The organism is Pedobacter psychrophilus, assembly GCF_001652725.1.
GTDB lineage: Bacteria > Bacteroidota > Bacteroidia > Sphingobacteriales > Sphingobacteriaceae > Pseudopedobacter > Pseudopedobacter psychrophilus.
In genome coordinates, this window is record NZ_LWHJ01000022.1 from 602745 (window position 1) to 628470 (window position 25726).

The 25726-nt window shown below is 31.9% G+C and carries 22 protein-coding genes; 11 read left to right on the forward strand and 11 right to left on the reverse strand.

The annotated features are described in order from the left end of the window. Positions 1–39 precede the first annotated feature (39 nt). From A5893_RS07465 to A5893_RS07485, 5 genes are all read right to left on the reverse strand, one after another. On the reverse strand, positions 40–564 hold the full coding sequence (locus A5893_RS07465; protein ID WP_082911366.1) for a shikimate kinase: 525 nt from the start codon (positions 562–564) through the stop codon (positions 40–42). A gap of 45 nt (positions 565–609) precedes the next feature. Next, positions 610–1998 carry a DASH family cryptochrome gene (locus A5893_RS07470; RefSeq protein WP_068821913.1) on the reverse strand — a complete coding sequence of 463 codons (1389 nt, stop codon included), beginning with the start codon at positions 1996–1998 and terminating at the stop codon, positions 610–612. Positions 1999–2059: 61 nt separating this feature from the next. Next, on the reverse strand, positions 2060–3115 hold the full coding sequence (locus tag A5893_RS07475) for an ABC transporter permease (protein WP_068821914.1): 1056 nt from the start codon (positions 3113–3115) through the stop codon (positions 2060–2062). Next, a complete protein-coding gene (locus tag A5893_RS07480; RefSeq protein ID WP_068821915.1) occupies positions 3115–4275 on the reverse strand; it encodes a BT_3928 family protein in 1161 nt (386 codons plus the stop codon). Before A5893_RS07480 ends, A5893_RS07475 begins: the two co-directional genes overlap by 1 nt. Before the next feature lies 1 nt (position 4276). After that, positions 4277–4819: a DUF1599 domain-containing protein gene (locus A5893_RS07485; protein ID WP_068821916.1), complete on the reverse strand. Its 543-nt coding sequence runs from the start codon at positions 4817–4819 to the stop codon at positions 4277–4279. 55 nt (positions 4820–4874) lie between these two features. On the opposite strand from A5893_RS07485, the gene folP reads away from it, so the two are divergent. From folP to A5893_RS07500, 3 genes are read left to right on the forward strand one after another with little or no spacing between them, the layout of a single operon-like run. Next, positions 4875–5732, forward strand: coding sequence for a dihydropteroate synthase (folP, locus tag A5893_RS07490; protein WP_068821917.1), 858 nt, complete (start codon positions 4875–4877; stop codon positions 5730–5732). Positions 5733–5767: 35 nt separating this feature from the next. Next, positions 5768–6559, forward strand: coding sequence for a diadenylate cyclase CdaA (gene cdaA / locus A5893_RS07495; RefSeq protein WP_068821918.1), 792 nt, complete (start codon positions 5768–5770; stop codon positions 6557–6559). Positions 6560–6613: 54 nt separating this feature from the next. Further along, on the forward strand, positions 6614–7282 hold the full coding sequence (locus tag A5893_RS07500; protein WP_068821919.1) for a metallophosphoesterase: 669 nt from the start codon (positions 6614–6616) through the stop codon (positions 7280–7282). Here the strand turns inward: A5893_RS07500 and A5893_RS07505 are convergent. From A5893_RS07505 to A5893_RS07530, 6 genes are all read right to left on the reverse strand, one after another. Beyond that, on the reverse strand, positions 7279–7641 hold the full coding sequence (locus A5893_RS07505) for a response regulator (RefSeq protein ID WP_068821920.1): 363 nt from the start codon (positions 7639–7641) through the stop codon (positions 7279–7281). The two genes, A5893_RS07500 and A5893_RS07505, sit on opposite strands and share 4 nt — an antisense overlap. Before the next feature lie 12 nt (positions 7642–7653). Continuing rightward, positions 7654–8232: a chemotaxis protein CheB gene (locus A5893_RS07510; RefSeq protein ID WP_068821921.1), complete on the reverse strand. Its 579-nt coding sequence runs from the start codon at positions 8230–8232 to the stop codon at positions 7654–7656. Next, positions 8214–9038 (reverse strand): CheR family methyltransferase, encoded by an 825-nt coding sequence (locus A5893_RS07515; protein ID WP_068821922.1) that lies wholly within the window; start codon positions 9036–9038, stop codon positions 8214–8216. Before A5893_RS07515 ends, A5893_RS07510 begins: the two co-directional genes overlap by 19 nt. Before the next feature lie 79 nt (positions 9039–9117). After that, the gene (locus A5893_RS07520) at positions 9118–9411 is read right to left on the reverse strand and encodes a response regulator (RefSeq protein WP_317040584.1); all 294 of its coding nucleotides are present in this window, start codon (positions 9409–9411) and stop codon (positions 9118–9120) included. Positions 9412–9413: 2 nt separating this feature from the next. Continuing rightward, positions 9414–12977 carry a response regulator gene (locus A5893_RS07525; RefSeq protein WP_068821923.1) on the reverse strand — a complete coding sequence of 1188 codons (3564 nt, stop codon included), beginning with the start codon at positions 12975–12977 and terminating at the stop codon, positions 9414–9416. Positions 12978–12993: 16 nt separating this feature from the next. Then, on the reverse strand, positions 12994–14460 hold the full coding sequence (locus A5893_RS07530; RefSeq protein WP_068821924.1) for an ATP-binding protein: 1467 nt from the start codon (positions 14458–14460) through the stop codon (positions 12994–12996). A 169-nt stretch (positions 14461–14629) separates the two neighbouring features. Between A5893_RS07530 and A5893_RS07535 the strand changes: the two genes are divergently transcribed. The 8 genes from A5893_RS07535 to A5893_RS07570 all read left to right on the forward strand — a co-directional run bounded on the left by A5893_RS07535 (position 14630) and on the right by A5893_RS07570 (position 25405). Next, the gene (locus A5893_RS07535; RefSeq protein ID WP_068821925.1) at positions 14630–15061 is read left to right on the forward strand and encodes a MarR family winged helix-turn-helix transcriptional regulator; all 432 of its coding nucleotides are present in this window, start codon (positions 14630–14632) and stop codon (positions 15059–15061) included. Between the two features lie 14 nt (positions 15062–15075). Further along, positions 15076–17481, forward strand: coding sequence for a 3-hydroxyacyl-CoA dehydrogenase/enoyl-CoA hydratase family protein (locus A5893_RS07540; RefSeq protein WP_068821926.1), 2406 nt, complete (start codon positions 15076–15078; stop codon positions 17479–17481). Between the two features lie 63 nt (positions 17482–17544). Continuing rightward, positions 17545–17898 carry a four helix bundle protein gene (locus A5893_RS07545; protein WP_068821927.1) on the forward strand — a complete coding sequence of 118 codons (354 nt, stop codon included), beginning with the start codon at positions 17545–17547 and terminating at the stop codon, positions 17896–17898. Positions 17899–18104: 206 nt separating this feature from the next. Next, positions 18105–19280, forward strand: a complete 1176-nt coding sequence (locus A5893_RS07550; RefSeq protein WP_068821928.1) for an acetyl-CoA C-acyltransferase — start codon at positions 18105–18107, stop codon at positions 19278–19280. 119 nt (positions 19281–19399) lie between these two features. Beyond that, on the forward strand, positions 19400–21190 hold the full coding sequence (locus A5893_RS07555; protein WP_068821929.1) for an acyl-CoA dehydrogenase family protein: 1791 nt from the start codon (positions 19400–19402) through the stop codon (positions 21188–21190). A 357-nt stretch (positions 21191–21547) separates the two neighbouring features. After that, on the forward strand, positions 21548–22012 hold the full coding sequence (locus A5893_RS07560) for a hypothetical protein (RefSeq protein WP_068821930.1): 465 nt from the start codon (positions 21548–21550) through the stop codon (positions 22010–22012). A gap of 581 nt (positions 22013–22593) precedes the next feature. Then, positions 22594–24021, forward strand: a complete 1428-nt coding sequence (locus tag A5893_RS07565; RefSeq protein ID WP_068821931.1) for an arylsulfatase B — start codon at positions 22594–22596, stop codon at positions 24019–24021. A 127-nt stretch (positions 24022–24148) separates the two neighbouring features. Beyond that, entirely contained in the window at positions 24149–25405 is a 1257-nt protein-coding gene (locus A5893_RS07570) for an erythromycin esterase family protein (protein WP_068821932.1), read from the forward strand. The last annotated feature ends 321 nt before the right edge of the window (positions 25406–25726 follow it).

Sequence of the window (25726 nt, forward strand, 5' to 3'; positions counted from 1 at the left end):
AAAAGCTATTTGAATAGTATAAATATTGTTTAAAATCCTTTAAATATTCTCTAATGCTTCAACAATCGTTTCCACATTTAAATCAACACCTTTTAAAATAATTTGAGCTTTATTATAGAAGGGCTTTCTTTCAGATAGTTTCATTTCAATAAATGTTGTTAATTCTTCATAGCTTTTACCTTTCACTAAGGGTCTTTCTACTCGGGCATTAATTAATCTATCTGCTAAAACTTTAACAGGTGTATCAATAAAAATAGTCAGTCCATTGTTGTTCATCCAATCCATATTTTCAAAAAAACAAGGTGCTCCACCGCCTGTTGCAATAACAACATCTTCCGCAAAAGCAGACTGCTGCAATACTCCTTTTTCTTTTTCTCTAAATCCGTTTTCTCCAAAATTTGCAAACATCTCTGGAATACTCATTTGGTTTTTTAGAACTATTAAATCATCTAAATCAATAAATGTTTTGTTTAATTTGGATGCTAAGGCTTTGCCCATTTTGCTTTTTCCACAACCCATAAAACCTACTAAAAATATCTTTTTATTGATGTTTATCTCGTTCATTATTAATGATGTTCTCGTTTCAACGAATATTAGAATTTTTAATAATTAATCCAATATTTTCTTGATAAGATTGATGGCTCTATTCCACTTTGGATAAACTTCAATAGGTTTTGGATAATCAGAAACTTCATATTCCCACGGAATTAAAACTTCAATATCATTCTTGTCGTTTAATTCAGGAATCCATTTCCTTATATAATCTTGAGCTTTATATTTATTAGATTGATGTACTGGGTTTGTATAATAAATTTCAAAAGCCTGCATGTGCCAGTTCATCCAATTACTACTTACATCATAATCTATTAATTGACTTTCAAAATATGCAGCACCCCAAGTCCAATCAATATTCAAATCAAAAACAAAATAACTAGCACAATTTACTCGACCTCTATTGCTAATGTAACCAGTTTCATTCAATTGCCGCATGTGCGCATCAATGAAAGGAATTCCTGTAGTTCCTTTACACCATCTTTTAAATTTATCAATGTCATTTTCGAAAACAATTTTTTTATTTTTATAACCTTCAGTTTTAAAGATTTTATCTCCAAACCTCATTCCTTTAAATGTGAAATAATCTCTCCAAACCAATTCAAAAACTAACCACCAAGTACTTTGGTTTTTTTTGATTTGTTGTTCATATTCTTTTACGGTTTCGTAAATAGTTCTCGGAGAAATGCAACCCAAAGCCAAATATGGGGAAAATTTAGAGCTGTAATCCAACCCATCAGATTTATTTCTGCTCCATCTATAACCTGTCAAAAGCTCAGATTTAAAAGTATAATATTGCAGCCTCTCTAATGCTAAAGATTCGCCACCCATTAATAATGGATTTGTATTTTTATATTCTTCCTCTGTAAAACCATATTTTTTATAAGAAGGAAACGGAGTACTTTTCGCCTCTTTAAAACCTGCCAATTTTTTAGGTAATCCTAATGTTTTTCTGGGTTCTGATTCTTTTGATGCTGGAATTCTGTAAGCTTTGCTAGTTAAAGGAATACTGGATATTTCAAATGGGATATCATCTTTATGATAAAGCGTCTTACCCCAATAAAAATGAAAGTTAATTTTTGTTAAAACTTTTTGTACATCGCCGACTAATTTTATTTCTTCGCTTGCATATTCTTCTTCTGCATAAATATCGGTAATTTTAAAATCTTCAACTATTTTGGATAGTGTTTCAATTGCAGATTTATCGCTAATAATCAAATGCCCACCAATATTTTCTAAGTTTTTTTTTAAATCTAAAACAGATTGTTCTAAAAATTTAAATCTATTTATATCTGCTTTTTTAAACCCTAAATCCAGCTCTCTAAAATGATTTCTTTCTAAACAATAGCAAAATATTAATTCATCACATTGTTCAATTGCCCTTACTAAGGATTCATTATCATTTAATCTTAAATCGTTTTTGAACCAAACTAATCCTCGCTTCATAAATTAGGTTTTAAAGAATTTGTGAAGACTTATTTACAAAAACAATTCCACTAAATTAATTCTACAGTTTAACTCTTGGGTCTAAAACAACGTAAAGTAAATCAGCTAAAATATTAATGATTACAAACATAAAAGCAATAAACAGAATTGCGCCCATCACTACAGGTAAGTCTGCCATTTCTAAAGCATCAACGGTTGCTTTACCCAAACCGTTATAACCGAAAATATATTCTACAAAGAAAGAACCTGCTAATAAAGAAGCAAACCATCCCGAAACTGCTGTTACAACAGGATTTAAAGCATTTCTTAAAGCATGTTTTATAATGATTTGATAATTATTTAAACCTTTTGCTTTTGCAGTTCGGATAAAATCTTGCCCCAAAACATCTAACATAGAACTTCTTGTTAATTGCATAATAATTGCCAAAGGTCTCAATCCTAAAGTGAACATGGGTAAAATCAAGTTTTTCCAAACAATAACTTGTCCGTTAAATGGATCATAATCATATAAACTACCCGACATTTTTAAATCTGTATAATCGCTTAAAAGAAAGCCGAATAGCCAAGCTATAATTATCCCGGCAAAAAAAGATGGAGCAGAAATTCCTAAAATTGAAACTGCAATTGCACTCTGATCAACCCAAGTATCTTTATAAACAGCAGCCAAAACGCCTAATCCAATTCCTAAAATTGTGGCAAAAATCATTGCTGAAATTGCTAAAACCAATGTGTTTGGAACGGTTTCGTATAAAATTGAAGTAACTTCTCTTTTTGTTTGATAAGAGCGCCTCAGGTATGGAAATTTTATAACCAAAGCTTTTTGGTTGCCAATGGTAAAAAGTTTTTGATAATGATATTTATTTTGGGAAAGAGAATCAGCATCATGAATTGCCAAAGGCGATAAATCATTAATATAATATAGAAATTGGATATGAATAGGTTTATCCAAACCAAACTCTTTTCTTACGGCTTCTAAGGATTGTACATCAGAACGTTGACCCTGTGTCATCCTTGCTGGATCAGCGGGTAAAATGTTAAATAGAAAAAAAATGACAATCACTACTCCAAGCAAAACGGCTAATCCGTAACCAATTTTTTGAAGTAGGTATTTTAACATTATTGTTTGCTGAAGTATTTATCTGCTAATTCGTTATAGGTTGGTAAAGATGAAGATGGCCATTTATTAATAATAACACCATCTTTTAACAAAATCAAACCAGGATTAGAGCGAACCATACTTTTTAAAGGAACAGCATCAGCATAAAATATCTCTGTTAATAAATTAAGTTTTTTTGATAAACGGCTGGCATCTTGTGCAGAATTTGATGTTAAAAATACTGTTCTAATATTAAAATTATCGACAGCATTGATGGCAATTGCATTAATATCACCTAAAGATTTTTCGTTTATATCTGACAGTTTCCAGCCAACGGCAACTAAATTATAATACGGATTTTCAAAAATTTCTTTGGTATAACCAACGCCTTGAGAGTCGAAAACATTTAAGTCTTTAATTTTAGGTTGATAACCAGCTTTAATCAATTTAGGATCAGATGATGAAACCAATTCCCAATCTTTATTTTCGTAAATCTTAGTGGATAGGTATTCTTTGTCACTCATCTTTTTGTCTTCACCAGTTTTTTTATTTTTCAGAGTATAAGTTATTTCAAATTCATCCTGCGGCGCACCTTCTGGAATCTTCATCGATTCATTAATATTTGAACCTATTTTGTAAGGCAAAAAATCTATTATCGGTAAAAATGTATAAGTGTATAAACCAAAAATTAAAGGAAAACCCACAATAAATAAACTGGCAATTCTTCTATTGCTTTGATTATTTGTAATTGGTTTTAAATTCTGTTTTTTTATAAATAGAAATACAATTAGAATTAATAAAACTAAATCTTTAGAAAATGATTGCCATGGAGTTAATGGAATAGCATCACCAAAGCAACCACAAGTTTTAACGACATCAAAAAAAGCGGAATAAAATGTTAAAAAAGTGAAAAATACAATGAGGAGGAGTAAGCCCCAAATTACTTTTTTAGCGTAGAATCCTGTTAAAAGAAAAAAACCTAAAATTACTTCTAGGGCACATAAAAATATTGAAGCAAAAACAGAAATAGGATTTAAAAAAGTGATATGAAAAACTTCAAAATATTCTTCTAGTTTATAAGAAAACCCTAAAGGATCATTCAGTTTTATTAAACCCGAAAATATAAATAACAAGCCAACTAAAACTTTTGCAATAGTTATTACGATGTTTTTCTTATTCATGCTATGCAACTCCTAATTTTATCAAAGCAAAAATGGCATAATTAACCATGTCTTGATAATTTGCTTTTACACCTTCAGATGCTAAGGTTTTACCATCATTATCCTCAATTTGTTTAACTCTTAAAATCTTCATCAAAATTAAATCAGTTAAAGAACTTACCCTCATATCTCGCCAAACTTCTCCATAATCGTGATTTTTATCTAACATCAAATCTTTAGTTTCTCTAACTTTTTGACTAAAAGTAATTTCTACATCATCTGGATTTAACTCCTGAGGAGCATCAGCAGTTAGTTCTAATTGCATAATCGCAATGATGCAATAATTGATGATGCCAACGTATTCTCCAATAATATCATCGCCAACTTTATTGATTTTTTTATCCTCTATGGTGCGGATACGTTGTGCTTTAATAAAAATTTGGTCTGTAATAGAAGATGGTCTTAATATTCGCCATGCAGTACCATAATCCCTGGTTTTTTTAATAAAAAGTTCTTTACAAATCTTAACGATAGCGTCGTACTCTGAGGAAGTGTTATGTGCCAAATCTTTTTTTATTGTTTTGTAATACTGATAAATTAATCCCTAATTTGTCGGTTAAATGACGGCTAAAGATACATTTTTTAAAATAAACACCACCTTGAATGCAGGCGGAAAACTGCTTGATTTAACTTCACCAATTGTAATGGGTGTGTTAAATATAACTCCGGATTCTTTTTTTGAAGGAAGTAGGACTCAAACTGAAAAAGCTATTATTCTCCAAGCCGAAAAGATGCTTTCAGAAGGAGCAGATATTTTAGATTTAGGTGCATATTCTTCTCGTCCGGATGCGGATGACATTTCTGAAGAAGAAGAGGAAGGAAGATTATTACTGGCCTTGAACGCAATAGTTAGAAAATTTCCTGATGCTATAATTTCTGTAGATACGTTTAGGGCAAGCATCGCCGAAAAGGCAATTGAAAACGGAGCTCATATCATCAATGATATTTCTGGCGGTAATTTAGATAATAAAATGTTTGAAACTGTTGGTAAGTTAAAAGTACCATACATTTTGATGCACATGAAAGGTACACCACAAACCATGAAAAATTTAAATCAATATGATGATATGCTTCAAGAAATCTGTTATTATTTTTCAGAAAAGATTGCAGCCTTAAAGAAAGCTGGAGTAAAAGATATTATTCTTGATCCAGGATTCGGTTTTGCAAAAAACATAGAACAAAACTTTGAATTGCTTAATAAATTATCAGACTTTAAAATTTTTGAATTGCCAATTTTAGCGGGTTTATCGAGAAAATCAATGGTTTGGAAAACCTTAAAAATTAAACCCGAAGAAGCCTTGAATGGTAGCTCTATTTTAAATACGATTGCGATACTTAATGGTGCCAACATTTTAAGAGTTCATGATGTAAAGGAAGCAAGGGAAGTTATAAGCTTATTAAATCATTTAAAACAATAATCCGTTTGTTAACAACATTTTCATTATTTTGCTAGATGGATTTTTTAGATTTTAGTTTCCTTAAGTTAACAGTATTAGATGTTATTGATATTGTTTTGGTTGCCTTCATCGTCTATTATATCTATAATTTAATTAGAGGTACTATTGCAGTCAATATTTTTATAGGTTTTTTATTGATTTATGTGCTCTATTTTTTGACTGACGCTTTAAATATGAAGCTTCTGTCAGGAATACTAGGAAGCTTTGTGAGTGTAGGATTTATTGCTTTGATTGTAGTTTTTCAGCAGGAAATTAGACGTTTTTTATTAACTATCGGTAAAAACATCTCTCTTAAAAATAGAACCTGGCTAAAGTTTATCTTTAAAAAAGAAGAATTAGAAAAAGATAATATGGCGAAGATTAAACCTATTGTTGATGCCTGTAAAACTATGAAAAAAACAAGAACTGGGGCGCTCATTGTATTTGCAAAATACTTTGATCAGGATGCTTTTGTTAACAGCGGTGAAATGATGGATGCAAAAATATCTAAAAGACTATTAGAGAGTATATTTCAAAAACACAGTCCGTTGCATGATGGGGCTGTTATTATCTCAGAAAATAAAATTAAATCTGCCAGTTGTATTTTACCTTTAACAGAAAATGACAAACTGCCTCCACAGTTTGGTTTAAGGCATAGGGCAGGGATTGGAGTTACAGAATCTAGTGATGCAACTGCACTAATTGTATCTGAAGAGACTGGGGAAATTTCATATGCACAACAAGGTAGAGTTAAAATGAACATCAGTTTTACCGATTTAGAAAGGTTACTGAATAAAGATTTTAACTAAATCTAAAAACTGGAATATTTTTTGGTTGCCCTAAAGAAAACATTTTAAATTTCTATGAAGGATTATTTTGTTATTGGTGATGTGCATGGCTGCTTTTACACTTTAAAGGCTTTATTAAAAAATTGGAATCAAGAAGAGCAACAATTGATTTTTGTTGGTGATATTATTGACCATGGAAATCACAGTCCACAAGTTGCAACATTAATTAATGATATTCAGAATGAAAATCCAGATACTATAATCCTTCGTGGAAATCACGAACAATTATTAATAAATCATTGCTTAAATGAATATAACGATGATTGGTTTCAAAAATCTGGAGAGAAAACATTTAGCCAATATTTAGCAGAAGGCAGAAACATCTCTGATGATGCAAAATGGTTTGCCACATTTCCTGTTCATTTTAGCGATGAGACTATTTTTGTATCACATGCAGGAATGCCAAAGGCAGAAAACCCATTTGATGCTAATAATATTGATGGCATAGTTTGGCATAGAAATGAAATTCAAAATTTACCTCAAATTCAAGTTTATGGACATACGCCAAAATCAGAGGCACTATTTGATGCAACCTATAATGCAATTAATATTGATACAGGAGCATATAAATGCAATAAATTAACAGGAGTACTAATAAATAAATTAGGGGAAATTAAAGACTTGATCAGTATTGAAACTCAAGAGAAAGATTTGCCTAAATCACAAGAAGAATGCTTAATCTAGCCCTTTAAAACACTTTTCATCATGTTTTCTAGCTCATCTAAATCAAAAGGTTTTGCCAAATGAGCATCGGCACCAGCCAATTCTGCTAAAGATTTAATATCATTATTAGCTGAAAAATAAATAACTGGAATATGTCTAAAATCAAGATTGTTTTTTAATAATCGGGTAGCTTCTATACCACCAATATCCGGAATCCAATTATCCATCAAAATAGCATCAGGCTTTATCAATTCAACTTTTTCGATGATATCATGAGAAGTTTCTGAGGTTTCAACTTCATACCCACATTCTATTAAAATTAAAGAACATAATTCTAAAATATTTATGTCATCATCAAAAATGAGTACCTTTTTTTTCAATTTAGAGCGTGTTTACAAACTGTTAATTAATTTTATAATTTCTTTGAACCCTAAAATATAATTTGGTTCAAAAATTTTCAGAGCTTCATTAGGCATAGTACTAATCTCAGCTTCATTAGGGTCTTGAACAATAGTTGTTCCATAATTTTGGGAAATATATTTTAAACCATTAGCACCATCTCTATTAGCACCTGATAGTAACACAGCTAGAGTTTTTTCTTTAAAAACATCTGATGCGGATTTAAAAGTAATATCAATTGCTGGTCTGGAATAGTTCTCTTTTTCAGAATAATCTAAACTCACTGTCCTATCTTTTTCAATTAGTAAATGATAATCTGCTGGAGCAAAATAGATGTTACCAGGTACAAGACTATCCTTATCCTCGCACTCATAAACAGGTATACTTGTTTTATTTCCAAATAAATCTGCAATAGATGTATTAGAGTTATGTTTTCTATGTAAAACAACTAATACAACAAAATCAATATCGAATTTTATCTTAGGTAAAATTTGCAATAACACTTCAAAAGAACCTGCAGAACCTCCAATAACTAAAATTTCTATTTTAGGATTTATCTTGTTTTTTTCCAAATCTTCTCCTTATTTATTTGTTTATAGGTTAGATTTAAATCAGAAAACCTTATGGTTTCTTTTGAACCCAAAGCTAAATAACCTAGTGACTCTAAACTCCCATCAAATAGATTAAAAACTTTATCCTGTAAAATCTTATCAAAATAAATTAAAACATTTCTGCAAATCACTAATTGAAACTCATTAAATGATCTATCTGAAACTAAATTATGGGTAGAAAAAATAACATTTTTTCTTAGATACTCTTTAAACTTAACATGATCGTAATTGGCAGAATAATAAGTGCTAAAATCTTCTGTTCCATTACTATTTTGATAGTTTTCTGTGTAAAGTTTCATCTGACTTATAGGATAAATCCCCTTTTTTGCTGTTTCTAAAACAGTTGGGTTAATATCTGTGGCGTAGATAATGGCTTTATGTGCCAATTTAGCTTCATGAAGTAAAATAGAAATTGAATACACCTCTTCACCTGTAGAGCAACCTGCTATCCAAACTTTTATAAATGAATTAACACCCAACTGTGGGATAATTTTTTCTTTTAAAGTTTTGTAAAATGTAGGATCCCTAAACATCTCTGTTACGTTTACCGTAACCTCTTCTATAAATCTACTTAGGTAAGATTGGTCGTTTAAAATTTTGTAGCGTAATTCTGTAAAACTTTTGTGCTTATCTATTAAGCAAATTCTATTAATTCTTCGTTTTATAGAGGCTTTACTATAATCGGTAAAATCATATCCATAAACACTAGCAACCTCTTCTAATAAAAGCTCCAAATCCTCATCACCTACAATATCTATCGCTATCATTTCAATAAAAACTTATCGGTAAATACCAATAAATGATCAATATTTATCGGTTTAGATACATATCCATCTGCACCGGCTTCTAAACATTTCTCTTTATCACAATCATTGCTTGTGCTGTTACGGCAATAATTGGTAAATTTTTAAATTCTTCTGATGATTTTAATTTTGAGATAGATTCGTACCCGTCTATATCTGGCATCATCATATCCATCAAAACCAATTTAACATTGTGGTTTGATATCAATATTTTATGCGCATCCTCAAAGTTAGTAGCAGTTTCACAATCAAATCCTCTAGCTTTTAAAACCATTTTTAAGGCAAAAATATTTCGAGGATCGTCATCGACAATTAATATGGCGTTTTTTTGATTCATAATTATCCTTGATAAAGCCAAACTCTTAGTAAAGATAATAATTGATCAATATCAACTGGTTTTGAGATGTAATCTGACGCACCAACCTGCATACATTTCTCTCTATCACCAGTCATCGCTTTTGCGGTAACTGCAATAATTGGCAAATTTTTATATTTAGCTTGTTTTCTAATTTCTTTGATGGTATCGTAACCATCCATTTCAGGCATCATGATATCCATTAAAACTACATCTATGTTTGGATTTTCATTTAATTTATGTAATGCCTCTTTTCCATCAATAGCACTAACTACTTTCATTTGATGATTTTCTAAGGCTTTTGATAAGGAGAAAATATTCCTTACATCATCATCAGCAATCAAAACTGTTTTATTTTTGATTACTTCTGTAAGTTGTCCTAGTTTTTTGAACGAACTGATTGGCTTCTCAATTTTATCATCATTAACCAAATGCAAAAATAACCCAACTTCGTCTAAAACTCTTTGATATGAATGGGCCGTTTTTACGATAATAGAATCTGCATATTTTTTAATCTTTAGCTCTTCTACTTTAGAAATGTTTTTACCAGTAAAAATGATGATGGGTAAATCTTCTAAACCTGGGGTTTGTCTAATGGCTTCTAATGTTTCATAACCATTTTCATAAGGTACACCCATGTCTAAAATAACACAATCAACATCATTATTTTGAAGTGTAGCGGTACTATCTTCTACGCTGTTTTTTATTTCAGTAGAAATTTTAAAATTACTTAAGAAGTAAGACAAAGCATTGGCGTGTTTTGCATTTTCTTCTACAATTAAAACTTTTTTTGGATATTTATTTAGTGCACTTTCTATCTTTTGGAATATTCCATTCATATTCTCAATAGCAAAAGGTTTATTGATAAAATCTACTGCTCCTTTTAACATGCTTTCCTTTTTAGCTTGTAAAGAAGACATGATGTGTACAGGAATATGCTTTGTCTGCGAATTTGTTTTTAAAGCATCCATAATCATCCAACCATTTATAACAGGGAGCTGAATGTCTAATAAAATAGCCCAAGGCTTAAATTCTATCGCTGCAGGTACTGCTAAATCACCACGCACAACAACAATAGTTTTAAAATTCTGCTTTTGTGCATAATTTCTTAATGTTTTCGCAAATATGGTATCATCCTCAACAATTAAAATAACCTTATCACCTTTTTGGATATTATTTCTATCATCCTCAATAGGTTCTGGAATTTTTTCGCTTAAAAAACTGGATGAGTTTTCTTCTAATTTTTCATCAATAATTTCTTCTTTATCTAAGCTTTCTTGCTTTTCAAAACTTTCGGCAAGAGGGTTTTGAGGTAATATTAGGGTAAATTTACTTCCTTTTCCGGTTTCGCTTTCTAGCTCAATTTTTCCGCCTAATAATTTTGCTAACTCTCTACTAATTGATAAACCTAAACCGGTGCCCCCAAATTTTCGTTTTGTGGATCCATCTTCTTGTTGAAAAGCTTCAAAAATTAATTTTTGTTTGTCTTTTGAAATGCCTATTCCTGTATCCTTAACTTCAAAAATAAAATGATCAGCTCTTTTGAAAATGCTTAAAGTTACATTTCCGTTAGAAGTAAACTTAATCGCATTAGAGAGAAGATTTTTTAGAATTTGACCAATACGCAGGTAATCGGTTTCAATTTCATTAGCATCATTATCTATATTAAATTTAAGTTCAATTCCTTTTTGGGTAACTACCGGCTTAAATAAATTTTGAAGCTCAGTTTTTAATACTTTAACAGCTACTTTTTCATTATCAATTTCCATTTTACCAGCCTCAATTTTAGAAAGATCTAAAATTTCATCTATTAAGGAAAGCAAACCATTACCAGAGCTTTGAATTACTTTTGCAGATTCTACCTGTTCTTCGGTTAAATTTCCTTCAAGATTTTCTGCAGATAGTCTTGATAGTAAGAGGATGGAATTTAAAGGTGTACGCAATTCATGAGACATGTTTGCTAAAAACTCCGATTTGTATTTTGTGCTTAATGCAAGTTCTTCTGCCTTTTGTTGGATCTCTAAATTTCTATCGGTTATTAAATGATTCTTTTCCTCCAGTAACTTAGAGCGTTCTTCTAATTCTTGGTTAGATTGTAATAATTCTTCTTGTTGCACCTTTAACTCTTCTTCTGAAGCTTGCAGCTTATGTGTTTGTGCTTCTAATTCTGCATTTAGGTTTTCTAACTCGTTATGTTGTGCTTGTAATTCTTCTGTTTGTGTTTGCGTTTCTTCTAACAAGTTTTGGATGCTCCTTCTAAACTGTGAACTTGCTAAGGCAGAACCAATGCTTAATCCACTAGATTGATGATATAAAATATCTATATCTGTAAATTTTACAGTACATCCTAATTCGATAATACCTATGGTTAAGTTGTCATTTTTAATAGGAATCAATAACAAATGGTTTAATTTGATTTTTCCACTAGCAGTTGTGATAAAATAATCCGGACCTAAATCATCAATATATTTTAAATTCCCGTCTTTAAATACCTGTCCAATTAAACCTTCGCCCTCATTAAAAGATGTTTTTATAAACGCTTCTTTATTGTAGGTACTTTTTAATGAAATTATACCATCTTCTAAAATATAAAGACTACCTAATTGGCATTGTCCATAATTTATTAATTCTTTTAAAGACTCCTCACAAATCTGATTCACCGTTTTATTCCCTAATAAATTCTCATTAAGCGATGCAATCCCTTTTTGCAACCATTCTTCATCATTTAGTTTACCAAAAGATATTTCTAAAGATTCTGCCATGGAATTTAAAGAATTACTAATCTTGCTTAATAAACCAAAATCATCGGCATCTACTCTTGTACTAAAATCTCCTAAAGAAATTTGATGTGCAATTTCTGCTATTTTAATGATGCTTTCTATAGTGTCTTTATCTTTTTGTATCAGCTGATTTTTAAGTTCTTCTCGCTGTTTAAAATCAGATCTAATCCTAAAATAAAATACTAAAGTTATCAATAGAGAAAGTAAAGATGTAATTACCAAAAGAACAGGAGTTGTACCCGCAGATTGGGTGCTGATATCGTTTCTTTTTTTCAAAAGCAAACGCTCTAAGTTTTTCATCCTATTAATGATGGATTGAATAACTTCAGTTTGCAATCTGCCGTTTTCCATTGTAGAGAATGAAACTGGGTTTCCATTATCTATTATGGACATTATATTTTGCGTAATTGCAAAATATTGTTTAGTTGCCCGTTTTAATTCTTCAGCATTTTTAACTTGATACGGATTATCGGTTACTAAAACCTCAAGATTGGAAATTAAAGAATCACCAGGTAAAAGACTGCTATAATAAGATTTAGAATATCTATTGTCTTTAGATAATAATTTACCTCTAACCCCAATGATTTTATCTTTTACATTAATATTGATATTATCTAATGTGTTTAAGACTTTTAAGGTATGCTCTACCCATTTTTGGTTATCCCTAAACTTCTTTATCGACAAAAATGAAGCTGTGGAACTGATAATCAATAAAACAAAAGAAATTGAGAAACCAATTTGAAGATTTCTTAAAAAGTTAGATTTCATTTATTTAGTTATTGTCTTAATTATGATAAGGTAAGCTGAAATAAAATGCTGATCCTTTATTTGGTTCGCTTTTAACCCCATACCTACCATGATGTTTTTTGATGATATCCGCACAAATATATAATCCAATGCCCAATCCTTGAAATTTCAAAGATGTTTCTTCTACCCTGTAAAACTTACTAAAAACTTTTTGTTGTTTCTCTTCCGGGATCCCAATTCCGTTATCCTTAACTTTTATCAACAGTTCGTTTTCTAAATCTTCCCTAATAATAGTTATTGTTTGATTGTTGGGGGAATATTTTAAGGCATTAGTAAGATAATTAAGTAAAACTTGTTCAATTCTGTGCTCATCAATATTTAATAATCTTGAATTTAAATTACCCAAAACTTTAATATTTGCAGAAGAATGAGTCTGATGAATAGTATCTACACAACTCTTTATGATGTCTTTTATATCAGTATCTTTTTTGTTGAGTTTTAATTCTCCACTCTCAATTTTAGAAATATCTAAAAGGTCTGCTATCAATTCGCTTAACTTTCCGACTTGTAAATAGGCTTTTTCTATATAGGTTTTAATTTGAACAGATTCATGATTTTTCAAACTCCTTGATAAAAGCTGAATGTATGCTTTAATGCTAGTTAAAGGGGTTTTAAGCTCATGGCTAGCTATGCTTAAAAAATCATCTTTCTTTTTCTCGATTTGTTTATGCGCATCAATATCTGTAAATGTCCCAATCCACTTATTTTGAATACCGTTTTCTTTTATAGGTATAGCTTTAAATAAATGATAGCAATATTCTTGAGAATCTAATTTTTGCAGTCTTATTTCCATTTCAAGCTTTTTGTTTTGGATAACTGTATTTATAAATTCTACTTCAATATTTTTATCATCAGGATGAGATTTCGGAAAAACATGCTCACTATCAGAAAACAGCATCCATTTTTGATTAACAAAATCAATTTTTCCGTTCTCATCTGCTGTAAAAGCAACTAAAGGGAGGGCTTCTAAAGTATAATGTAATTGTTCTACTTTTTCCTTTAACTCTATTTGTACCCTTTTACGAATGTCAATTTCTGCCCTTAAGGCATTTTGTATTTCCTTTAACTCTGTATTCTGTTTATAAAGCTTTAAAAATGTATTAACTTTTAAGAGTAAAATATCCGGATCTACGGGTTTAGTTACGTAATCAATACCACCAGAGGCATATCCTTTAGCTATAAATTGTTTGTCGGTATTTACTGCAGATAAAAAAATAATTGGAATGTCTTTTGTTTTATTGAAGCCTGCAAGTGTTTCTGCAACTTCAAAACCATCCATGATAGGCATTTGCACATCCAGGATAATCAGGGCGTAATCATTATTTAAAACTTTTTTTAATGCTTCTTCACCAGATAATGCACTATCCACTAAAAAGTCTTTTGATTCTAGCAATTTCTTGAGAGAATAAATGTTCTCTTCTTTATCGTCTACAACTAAAATCATTAATAAAGTTTATTCATTCTTATAAGTTTCGGTGGTTTTTTTTGCCTTTTTTTATTAGCAAAAATTAATCCAAAAAATTTACAAATAAATTAATTTTATTAAAATTTATTATGCTTGCATAATAAATTTGAGTTACTTACATTTGAAACACCTAATTAAACTTTTATAAATGAAACATCAAGAAACCATTGATTATTTCTTAAAAATCACGTGGCAAAATATTGCAAATAGATACAATCAGCTTGCATCGGAGTTTGGCATAACTCAATCTGTTGGTTATTTATTGATAAATATTGATGAAATTAATGGAACTACTGTTTCTGAAGTTGCTGCATTATTAGGTTTAAAATCAACTAGTTTAAGCAGAATGTTAAATAATTTAGAACATGATGGTTTAATTTATAGAGAAAGTCATTTAACTGATAAACGATCTGTAAAGCTTTATTTAACAGATTTAGGAAAAGAAAAACGTCATTTGGCTAGGGTAGTTGTAAGAAAATTTAATGACCATTTAGATGCTCACTTATCAACTGAGCAAAGAGAACAGCTTATCCAGTCTTTAAAAAATATTAATGAATTAACTACCAACTACAAACCATAGTTAAATACAATTTTATGAAAAGAACAATCAGAAAAGTGACAGTTTTAGGTTCAGGAATTATGGGTTCTCGTATTGCCTGCCACTTTGCAAATATTGGTTTAGAGGTATTGCTTTTGGATATCGTTCCAAAAGAATTGAATGATAAAGAACAGGCGAAAGGTTTAACATTATCAAGCCCTTTAGTTAGAAATAGAATCGTAAATGATGCTTTGGCTTTTGCAGCAAAATCTAATCCTTCTCCTGTTTACAATAAAGCGGTTTTAAACAAAATTAAAACTGGTAATTTTGAAGATAACATGGCAGAAATTGCCACTTGCGATTGGACAATTGAAGTAGTAGTTGAAAACCTCAAAATCAAAAAAATAGTATATGATCAAGTAGAGCAGTTTAGAAAACCCGGCACATTAATTACTTCTAATACATCTGGAATTCCAATTCACATGATGGCGGAAGGACGTTCAGAAGATTTTAAAAAACATTTCTGTGGAACACACTTCTTTAATCCACCAAGATATTTACGATTATTAGAGATTATCCCCACTCCAGAAACTGATAAAGAAGTTATAGGTTTCTTGATGCATTATGGAGATAAATTTTTAGGTAAAACCACTGTTTTATGTAAAGATACACCAGCATTCATCGCAAATCGAGTTGGAGTTTATTCTATCATGGCACTGTTGCACTTGGTAGAGAAAATGGATTTAACGGTAGAAGAAGTTGATAAATTTACTGGTCCGGCTTTAGGGCGACCAAAATCTGCAACTTTCCGTACTACTGATGTGGTAGGTTTAGACACCATGATTAACGTAGCTAACGGTTTAGCAGAAAACGTACCTAACGATGAGCAAAAAGAAGCGTTTGTTTTGCCTGATTACGTTAAAAAAATGCAAGAGAATAAGTGGCTAGGCGATAAAACTGCACAGGGTTTCTATAAAAAAACAAAGGATAAAGATGGTAAAACGGAGATTTTAGCTTTAGACCTTAAAACGCTAGAATATCGTACTCAAAATAAAGTAAAATCGGCAACGTTGGATGCCACAAAACCTATCGAAAACTTAAAAGATAGAATGAAAGTTTATGCTGCCGGAAAAGATAAAGCAGCCGAGTTTTTCAGAATTTCATTTTCAGGATTATTTGAATATGTGTCGAATCGAATACCAGAGATCTCAGATGAGCTTTATAGAATTGATGATGCCATGAGGGCTGGTTTTGGTTGGGAGCTTGGACCATTTGAAGTTTGGGATGCTTTGGATGTGAAAGAAGGCGTGGAGATGATGAAAGCAAGCGGAAAAACTCCTGCAAAATGGGTAACTGAAATGCTAGAAGCCGAAAATCAATCTTTTTATAAAATTGAAAACGGTAATAAAACTTATTACGATATTCCATCAAAATCTTACAAAGCAATTCCAGGTCAGGATGCGTTTATTGTTTTAGATAACATTAGAGCTAATAAAACCATTTGGAAAAATGCAGGAACTACATTAACAGATTTAGGTGATGGCATTTTGAATTTAGAATTCCACACCAAAATGAACACCATTGGTGGCGAAGTTTTAGCTGGAATTAACAAAGCCATTGATATTGCCGAAAAAGATTATAGAGGTTTAGTAATTGGAAATGATGGTGCAAATTTCTCTGCCGGCGCAAACGTTGGGATGATTTTTATGATGGCGGTTGAGCAAGAATGGGATGAAGTGAACTTGGCGATTAAAATGTTCCAAAATACATCCATGCGTTTACGTTATTCATCTATTCCGGTAGTTGTTGCTCCACATAACCTTACTTTGGGTGGCGGTTGCGAGTTTGCTTTACATGCCGATCACGTACAACTAAGTGCCGAAACTTATATGGGTTTAGTTGAGTTTGGAGTCGGTTTAATTCCCGGTGGTGGTGGGACAAAGGAAATGACTTTAAGAGCATCTGATGAATTTGGTAATGAGCAAATTGAACAAAATGTATTAAAGGAGAAATTTCTGACCATCGGAATGGCAAAAGTTTCCACTTCCGGTTTAGAAGCTTATGATTTAGGTTATTTATTGAAAGATAAATTCTCCATTTCGATGAATAAAAGCAGGCTTATCGCTGATGCTAAAGAAAAAGCTTTAGAATTAGCCGACGCCGGATATACCCAGCCTGTAAGAAGAACAGATATCAAAGTATTGGGAAAATATGGTTTAGGAATGGTTTACGCCGGAGCTAATACCATGCGTTCTGGAAATTACATTTCAGACCATGATCAAAAAATATCTCAAAAATTAGGTTATGTAATGTGTGGTGGCGATTTATCTGCTCCAACTTTGGTAACCGAACAATATTTATTGGATTTAGAAAGAGAGGCTTTTTTGAGTTTGTGTGGTGAGAAGAAGACGTTAGAGAGAATTCAGAGCATCATTACTAAAGGGAAACCGTTGCGTAATTAGTATTGCGATATGAGTATTGGGTATTGAGAGCTTTTCAAACTTGATAAAAACAAGAATAAAAATATGCATAACGTCAAAGAACTAAAAATTTGGAATAAAGCAATGGATTTAGCAGTTCAAGTTTATCAACTATCTTCAAAATTTCCACCAGATGAAAGGTTTAACTTAATTTCTCAGGTAAGAAGATGTGCTGTTTCTATTCCTTCTAATATTTCAGAAGGAGCAGGGAGAAATACAAAAGGAGAATTTAAACAATTCCTTGGAATAGCCAATGGTTCATCTTATGAATTGCAAACTCAAATTATTATTGCAAATAAATTAAATTTTATTGATGAGAAATCTACAAATGAGATTTTAGAGGTCATCGATGAAATTCAAAAAATGAATTATAAACTTCAATTATCATTAAGTAAATAAATTGATAGTATTTAGATGTGAGTATTGCGTATTGAGAACTTATAAAACGTTTGAAAATAATTTCAAATGCAATAAATCATCTCATTACTCAATACGCCCTACTCAATACTAAAATAAAACCCTACTCAATACTAAAATAAAATTAAATAAGGACGTAAGCAAGTCATCTCAATACTCAATACGCCCTACTCAATACTAATAAGAATATGGAAGCATACATCATAGCAGGATACAGAACAGCAGTTGGAAAAGCTCCACGCGGAGTATTTCGTTTTACCAGAGCAGATGATTTGGCTGCAGAAGTAATTCGTGAATTGGTTGCGTCAGTTCCAAATTTGGATAAAGAGCAAATAGACGATGTGATTGTCGGAAACGCTACACCAGAAGCGGAACAAGGTTTAAACATTGCCCGAATGGTTTCTTTAATGGGATTGGATACTGATAAAGTCCCAGGTGTTACGGTAAATCGTTATTGTGCTTCAGGATTAGAAACCATCGCTACAGCAGTAGCAAAAATCAAAGCCGGTATGGCAGATTGCATTATTGCCGGTGGGGTAGAAGTAATGAGCGGAATGCCTTTTGGAGGATGGAAAATTGTTCCCAACCCAGAGGTGGCGATTAAAAATCCAGATTGGTATTGGGGCATGGGTTTAACTGCCGAAGCTGTTTCAAAAGAATATAATGTTAATCGAGAGGATCAAGATGAGTTTGCATTAAAATCTCATAAAAAAGCGATTGAAGCCATTAAAAATGGTCATCTAAAAGATGGTGTTTTACCAATCACCGTTAAGGAAAATTACCTTGACGAGAACATGAAAAAGAAAACTCGCGAATATGTAGTTGATACAGATGAAGGTCCTAGAGCAGATACTTCAATATCGGCATTAGCCAAATTAAAACCTGTGTTTGCTGCTGACGGCTCTGTTACGGCAGGAAATTCTTCTCAAACATCAGACGGTGCAGCATTCGTTTTAGTAGTTTCAGAAAAAATGCTGAAGCAATTAAATGTGGAGCCAATTGCAAGATTAGTAAGCTATTCAGTTGCTGGCGTTCCACCAAGAATTATGGGAATTGGTCCAATCGAAGCAATTCCAAAAGCTTTAAAACAAGCCGATTTGAAATTGGAACAAATCGATTTGATTGAGCTAAATGAAGCTTTTGCATCACAATCTTTAGCAGTGATCAGAAAATTAGGTCTAGATACCGATAAAGTGAATGTAAACGGAGGTGCAATTGCACTTGGACATCCATTGGGTTGTACAGGAGCAAAACTTTCTGTTCAAATATTCAATGAATTAAAACGAAGAGATAAAAAATATGGCATGGTAACCATGTGCGTAGGCAGCGGACAAGGTGCAGCTGGGATTTTTGAAATGTTATAAGTATTAATGAGTATTGCGATTTGAGTATTGCGATACCTAACCAATTGATATATAGAGAAATGATAATAACTAGAGCAAGGTCTCAATACCCAATACGCTCTACTCAATACTGATAAAAAATGGAAACAACAGAGAAAACAACAACAAAAGGTGGAGAATTTATCATCTCCGACACGGATTTTAATGATGTATTTATCCCAGAAGAATTTGATGAAGAACAGTTAATGATTCAAAAAACATGTGAGGATTTCTTAACTGCTGAAGTTTTTCCAAATCTAGACAGAATAGATAAACAAGAAGAAGGTTTGATGGAATCCTTAATGGATAAAGCCGGAGAACTGGGTTTATTAGCTGTTTCTATTCCAGAAGAATATGGAGGTTTTGGTAAAAACTTTAACACTTCCATGTTAGTTACTGATGCCATTGGTGCCGGGCATTCATTTGCGGTGGCACTTTCTGCACATACAGGGATTGGTACTTTGCCGATTCTATATTATGGTACTAAAGAACAAAAGGATAAATATATTCCAAAACTGGCTTCAGGTGAATGGAAAGCTTCCTATTGTTTAACTGAACCAAATTCTGGCTCTGATGCAAATTCTGGAAAAACTAAAGCAATTTTAAATCCTGAGGGAACACATTATATCATTACTGGACAAAAAATGTGGATCACCAATGGTGGTTTTGCCGATATTTTCATCGTGTTCGCAAAGATTGATGATGATAAAAACCTCTCTGCATTTATAGTAGAGAAAGATTTTGGAGGCATCACCATGAATCCCGAAGAGCATAAAATGGGAATTAAAGGCTCATCAACACGTCAGGTTTTCTTTAACGATTGCCCGGTTCCTAAGGAAAATTTGTTGTCAGAAAGAGAAAATGGATTTAAAATCGCAGTAAATATTTTAAATATTGGTCGTATTAAATTGGGTGCTGCTGCAATTGGTTCATCACGTAAAGTACTAGACCAAGCGATTAATTATTCTAATGAAAGGGTTCAGTTTGGATTGAACATCTCAAAATTTGGAGCAATAAGATATAAACTTGCCGAAATGGCAACCCGTAATTTCGCTGTTGAAAGTGCAGCTTACAGGGCTGGTCAAAATATTGATGATGCTTACGATGCTTTGATAGAAGGTGGAATGGATAGCGGAAAAGCAAAGCTCAAATCGACAGAACAATTTGCTGTAGAATGCGCAATTATTAAGGTTTGGGGTTCTGAGGTTTTAGATTATATCGTTGATGAAGGCGTTCAGGTTTATGGCGGAATGGGTTACAGTGCCGATGCGCCAATGGACAGAGCTTATCGCGATAGCCGTATCAACCGTATTTTTGAAGGAACAAATGAGATAAATCGTTTATTGATTGTTGATATGCTTTTGAAAAGAGCATTAAAAGGCGAGTTAGATTTAATGACTCCAGCCACTGCTGTTGCTGGTGAGTTAATGTCGATTCCTGAATTTGGCGACGAAGATGATTCTTTATTTGCAGCAGAATTGAAAACCCTAAAGAACTTGAAGAAAGCAGGTTTAATGATTGCCGGAGCAACTGTTCAAAAACTGATGATGACGCTTTCTAAAGAGCAGGAAATTCTGATGAACATTGCTGATATTATAGGTTATGCTTATGTTGCAGAATCCACAATTTTAAGAGTGCAGAAATTGGTTTCGATGCGTGGCGAAGAAGCTTGTGCCGGTCAGTTGGATATGATGCGCATTTACTTACAAAAAGCAGTTGACCAAACAGCCTTGGCCGGTAAAGAAGCTTTAAACTCTTTCGCCGAAGGCGATGAATTAAATATGATGTTGATGGGCTTACGCCGATTTACAAAGGCGAAACCTTTTAATATTAAAGATGCTCGTCAGCGTGTTGCAAAGCAATTGATTGAAGCGAATAAATATTGTTATTAATTTTAATCAGACTTACGAAGGTTCAAAAACTTCATAAGTCTTAAAAAAGTGAAAGCCATTCAAAGTTATTTTGAACGGCTTTTTTGTGTTTAACGAGTTTGATAACTCTTTTTTATCTTGTTAATCCGTAATCACGCTACGTTTAATGATACGAAACAGTTGGGGCTGTTGGATTCTTAGTCATGCAGCATATGACTGTATGTTTTTAGCGAAATTGAAAACTATTATTTATTAATCTCTAGTTAAACCTCGTTTAAAGTTCGTGAATTGTTTAGTTTAAATTATTTGAAAAAATATTATTCTTAATAAATATATTTTCAGTTATTTTTATCTTTAAGAAAATTAATTTCAAATAGTATGAAAAAGTCGATTTTAGCAATTGCCATTGCTATGGCTTTAAATGTAGTTACATTGGCCCAAACCGCTCCTGAAAAGGTTTCGGAGTGGAAGATTGTAACCGTTGTAGAATCCATAGTTCCTATGGGTGTAGGTAGATCTAGAATGATTGAAAACACCACAGAGGTTAACACCGATCAATTTCGTACTAACCGCACAGATGGTAAAAAATCTGACCAAAGAAGTGTAAGTAGAAGCGAATTAAAAATAGAGAAATTTGATGAAGCTAAATTATTAAACTTTTTTAGTGCTGTAGGTATTAATTTTCAAAACATAGCATCTAATGATGCTATGATTGGTGCAAGAATTATGGAATTAGAAGGGCTTGGATATAAGTTAATTTATGTTACCAGTGGAGTAGAAAGTCATGCGGGAGGAGACGATCCAGGAGGTATTTTTATTACCAGAATGTTTTTTAAGAAATAAGTTTCAAGTCCGACTTGGGCGTATTTTTAAAGGCGTGATGATTACTGATTAACTGAAAGTTAGATTTTATGTGATTAATAGCTTGCAAGTGGTTTTTCCTCGGTCTGTGTCCTCACAGACCGAAAACCTTACTATCCGTAGTCTTTAGCTTAGCATAAAATGTTTTTAATGATAAAAAAGAGTTTTTAAACTCACTAATAAAACTTAACCCAAAAACACCTCAGCCAGAATCCCAAGTTTTTGATGCAAATTTTAGTAATTTTTAGTGTAAAGGGCTTTTACCATTAACAGAGTATAAACATAGCTTTTACTACCAATCCATTTTATTAAATCTTTGTTTTTTAGACCCCCATATTCCATCATTTATTATACAGCTAAAGGGTTGGGTTTTAACCAACATTTCAAATTCCTTATAAACATTTCATATAATACAATTATTATAGTTTGTTAAACAAAAGTTTTAGCCAGTATAAGTTTGATAATTTATTTTTGTGAGATAAGAAATTAGTCAATAATTATCTTCAATAGATAAAATTAAACCATTATAAACAAACACCGTCCTAGTAATAAAACCAATTTAAATGAAAAAAATACTTTATATTTTATTATTACTGCCATTTTTAAGTTTCGCACAAACCAAGAAACCCAACATCATCATCATACTAGCTGATGATCTTGGCTGGGGAGATGTTGGTTACCACGGTAGTACAATCAAGACTCCAAATATTGATAAACTTTCTAAAGATGGAGTTATTCTTAACCGTTTTTATGCAGCGCCAATTTGCTCACCAACTCGGGCGGGACTTTTAATAGGCAGGTATCCAAATAGAGTAGGAATTCGTGAAACTACAATACCACCATGGAGTGATTTTGGTTTGGATACCGAAGAAGTGACCTTGCCAGACGTTTTAACTCAAGCGGGTTATACAAATAGAGCTATAATTGGTAAATGGCATTTAGGTCATAATACGCTTCAATATCATCCGATGAGGAGAGGTTTTACACACTTTTATGGACATTTAAATGGTGCAATTGATTATTTCACACATAAACGTGAAGGAGAAGTTGATTGGCATAATGATTACGAACCATCAAAAGACAAGGGATATTCTACAAATTTATTGTCAGATGAAGCTGTGAAATGTATTAAACAATATTCTAAAGAATCTGCACCTTTCTTTATGTATTTAGCTTATAATGCACCTCATGGTCCGCTTCAAGCACCAGATGAGGATTTAATTCAGAATGGGTTTGATCCTGCTAAAGGGAGATTTTCTGGAACTGAAGGTGGTGATGAAAGCGCAGAGAGTGGAAATTTAGGTCATGGAAATACGCCAAAGCAAACCTATGCTGCCATGGTTACAAACCTAGATAAAGGAATTGGAAGAGTATTAAAAACTTTAAAAGATCAAAAAATTGATGATAATACTTTAATTCTTTTTATGAGTGATAACGGTGCTGCGGGTAATGGTGCTGTTAATTCTCACGGGGAGTTGCGTGGTTATAAATTTGAAGAGTGGGAGGGTGGAGTTCGTGTTCCTGCAATCGTGAAATGGCCATCTGCTGGTTTAGTTGGGGGAAAACAAATAGAACAGGTAATGGGATATATAGATGTGTTACCAACATTTAAAGCAATCGCTGGTGTTACGGCTCCATCAAAATTACCACTTGATGGTATAAATATGTGGCCTGTATTAAGTGGAAAGACTAGTCATATTGATAGACAGTTTTATCTTGGACATGGAGCCATTATAGATGGAGATTGGAAGCTGATTAAAGATTTGGGAATTAAAAAGATGCGCATGACTGATGGTGATGTATTAAGTCATATACCTCCAGATTATTCAGAAAAAGAAAATCTTCGAACTAGCAATCCCGAGATGTATAAAAAGCTTTTGAAAGAGGTTGCTCCGTATGAGGCAATAGAAGCAAAAGAAGAAATTCTTTCTAAAGGTCCTAAAAAAGGATTTAAAGCTCCTAAAGATTGGAAGATTACAAAAGAGAAATAATAATCTATTAAAAATTGAAAGCCGTTCAAAGTTATTTTGAACGGCTTTTTTGTTAATTAGTGTTAAAAACATTCTCAAAATTCTTCTTAAGGTTCTTTTGCCTCTATATTTAATAAAATACATTACTATGAAATTCAAAATCTTACTTTCGATTTTTCTTTTCTTATTTTTTTTTAAAAGTTCTTTTTCTCAAGATAAAGTTGATTTCCTGAAACAAAATGCAGTTCCTATTTCTATCGATCCAAACAATGAAGATTTTTCTGACTTAGAGAAATTGAAAGATTATATAGGTGATACTCGTTTAGTTATGTTGGGCGAATCATCTCATGGAGATGGTACTGCATTTGAAACTAAAACTAGAATAATTAAATTTCTTCATGAAAAAATGGGATTTAATGTTATAGCTTTTGAAAGCAGTTTTTACAACGCTGAAATAGGTTGGCAGGAGGCTCTTAAATCTAAAAATCCCTTAATTCCATTAAGAGAGTCGGTTTTTCAATTATGGGGACATTCCAATGAAGCGCAACCTTTATTTCAGTATATAGCTTCTGAAATGCCGAGTGAAAATCCATTAGTATTAACAGGGTTTGATTGTCAATTTAATTATGATGGAGTTTATATCAAGGAGTCAGGTAAAGAAGTTTCAAAATTCTTTGATGATAATAAAATTGTTTTTACTAATGAAAATGAAAAGCAAAATTTTTATGGTGTCTATAATAGATTAGTTTTCAAAACTAAGGATAGTTTAAATAAGTTTGATTTACCATTGTTCAAGAAATCAATTGATAGAGTAATTAGTCAAATTGAAAAATTAAATACAATAGACAAACAATTTTGGCTACAACATTTTGTATCTTCTAAAAACGATATTAAAGGTCTTTTAGAACAGTTAGATGTCGCAGGTGTAAATAAACTTAGAGATTCTGTAATGGCTCAAAATGTTTTATGGTTGATAAACAAACAGCATCCAAACGATAAAATTATTATTTGGGCTCATAATTTTCACATTAGTAAATCTCAAATAGTTAATAACTTTAAAACAATGGGGCAATATATTACAGATAGTATTAGTTCGAAAAATATGTATAGTATAAGTCTTGTCGCTTTTGAAGGGGAATCCGCTTGGATTGATGGATCTGATTTGATAAAAATACGAAGACCTGCACAAACATCGTTTGAAAACCTTTTTTATAAAACTAAAATTGATAATTTGTTTTTCGACTTAAGAAGTTTAAGTCAGAAGTCGGACGGATTATGGTTAAATGAGATAAGATCTTTACGCTGTAGAGATTATGTACCATATAGTAACAGTTGGCCCAAATTTTTTGATGCTATAATTTATAATAAGGATATGAAAAGGTCAACAGCGATTAATAAGAATTAGTCTGAAACTATTCTAAAATAGAAAATAGTTTTCAAACTCTCTTAAATCCTACTTTCCGAAGAGTTAAGCGAAGCGTCTCATCGGATTAGCAAAAAATGAGTCTTCAAATTCTCTAACTTAAATCAATCCAAAAACACCTCATCCGTAATCCCCAATTTTGATACAAATTTTAGTAATCTTTCTCTATGGTCTACATCTTCACACATTCAAACTAGAATTATTATTGTTCTTTTAAATAAAACTAAACAGTAGTTTGATTTTAGTCAATTAGTCCATATTTCAAAGTTAAATGGTTAGATTTATCGTAACCAATTATAACAA